Below are 1,684 nucleotides of genomic sequence, written 5' to 3'. Positions count from 1 at the left end.
GCCAGGCCACCGACATGCCAGTGCGCCTGGTAGCGGCGGTTCAGCGGCTCGGCCCAGAGGCTGTTCAGCGCGTCTTCAAGCAGCAGGGCGAAGCTGGCCAGGCGGTGCACAGGCCGGCCCAGCGAGCGGGGGTCCAGCACCGCATGCGTGGCAACACGGGCAGGCTCGGACACGGGCGGAATGGCGTTCAAGGGCATGGCGGCTGTGGCAATGAAGAAGATCGATGGCGCCGCGCGAGAAACTCGCTGCGACCTGCCGGCTTGTGGCCGACATCTCGTTGCCAGGCATATTAGAGGCAGACCGCCAAACCACGCCGACGACAAGCAGGGTTTTCGCCTGCTATTTCACGGCCAGCGCATTCCATACTCGCCGAGCACCCATCCAGCCCCTTTGTGAATAGTTTCCCATCTGGGGGTGGCAGTTAACTGACTCTGTCAGATATGCGACAGACGTCCCTCGATTGGTGCATCGAGATAACACAGGCTGGTGAGCGATCCATTCACCTCGACCACGAGATTTGCAGGCCTTGCTGTGAAACACATCACGGAACAGTTCGGTGCAGTGCAGCATGCCCTTGTTTCCAGATGTGATGCACCTGCAGAATGGAAGCAACAACTTAGGGCACACCCGAGCGAAAGCCGGGGTCGCAAAGCTTCCGGTCTGTCGTTCCTGGCGTTCTTCGCCAGGGGCCACGATAGCGGGGCCGCCAAACCGGCAGAGGGCCAGCGCGCAAGCGCGATGCCCTCGTGCCTGGCTCACGCCATGCGTGGCCGCCTCCTGGGGCAGCCACGCAGGTTTGTCTGTCGTCATCCGTGTGATGGCGGCGCGCGTCCCCGCGTGCATACCGGGTGACCTGAGTTCGACCGCATCGGCAGCACTGTGCCGAGTCACCTCAGGAAAGGACGCGCCATGACCCCTACCGCCGCTCACTTCAGCAGTGCCGCACCCCGACAGACGGGCTGCGGCCGCAGCGCTTGCGCGTCTGTCAGGCCGAGGGTCGAAGCGTGTCGGTCGTGTGACGTACCGCACGGAAAAGCGCCGTGTTTCCACCCTTCACTTTGCTTTGAGCAGACCGAAATCCTGAGGGATGATGCACTGCATCAAACATAAGAAACACGTCATGTTGGGAACCAATCAAACACTTCGCACCCTGCCTGCCTGATCTTTTCAAGACAGGCGCGCCGCGCAATTTCCGTTCCGCAGATTTCATCATTCGATATTGATGATCGAGTTTGGCGGAGCTTTGCCTGGATGGTTGAAAACCTCGGGCCGACATTCCATACCAAGACAGTTTCATGACCGTCAACATGCTGGTTTCAATGCAGGCCGACCTGAGTCAGATCAAGACCCAGCTGGATACCCTGCAAACGACCTCGCCGATTCTCCCGGCGCAGGCCTCGGGTGAATCTTCGCAGGGCGATTCCTTCCTGCACGCGATGCTGGACGCCGCGCACGGCGTGGACGGCCAGGAGCAGCAGGCGCGCCAACGCATCGAGGCGGTCGAGAGCGGCCAGTCCGACGACCTGGTGGGCGCGATGGTCGCCAGCCAGGAGGCCAGCCTGTCGTTCTCCATGCTCATGCAGGTGCGCAACAAGGTGATGGGCGCGGTCGACGAAATCATCAAGCTGCCGCTGTGAGCCGGACATGAGCGCACTGACCGGCTTCCCTCCCCTGTTCGCCCGCC

Annotated in this window: 1 protein-coding gene, 1 pseudogene and 1 riboswitch; of the genes and pseudogenes, one reads left to right on the top strand and one right to left on the bottom strand. The window is 61.9% G+C overall.

Translation table 11 applies throughout. The features are described 5' to 3' along the window. A pseudogene (locus tag FKP22_RS29505) lies at nucleotides 1–197 on the bottom strand (hypothetical protein); the annotation flags it as partial. Between the two features lie 413 nt (nucleotides 198–610). Further along, a riboswitch (cyclic di-GMP riboswitch) is annotated at nucleotides 611–711 on the top strand. 584 nt (nucleotides 712–1,295) lie between these two features. Here FKP22_RS29505 and fliE point away from each other — a divergent pair. After that, entirely contained in the window at nucleotides 1,296–1,637 is a 342-nt protein-coding gene (gene fliE, locus FKP22_RS29500) for a flagellar hook-basal body complex protein FliE (protein WP_211361658.1), read from the top strand. Nucleotides 1,638–1,684 lie beyond the last annotated feature (47 nt).

The organism is Ideonella azotifigens, from assembly GCF_006519715.1.
In the GTDB taxonomy this organism is placed as follows: domain Bacteria; phylum Pseudomonadota; class Gammaproteobacteria; order Burkholderiales; family Burkholderiaceae_C; genus Ideonella; species Ideonella azotifigens.
The sequence above is the reverse complement of the archived record's forward strand: the minus strand, read 5'-3'. Positions and strand labels throughout refer to the sequence as shown.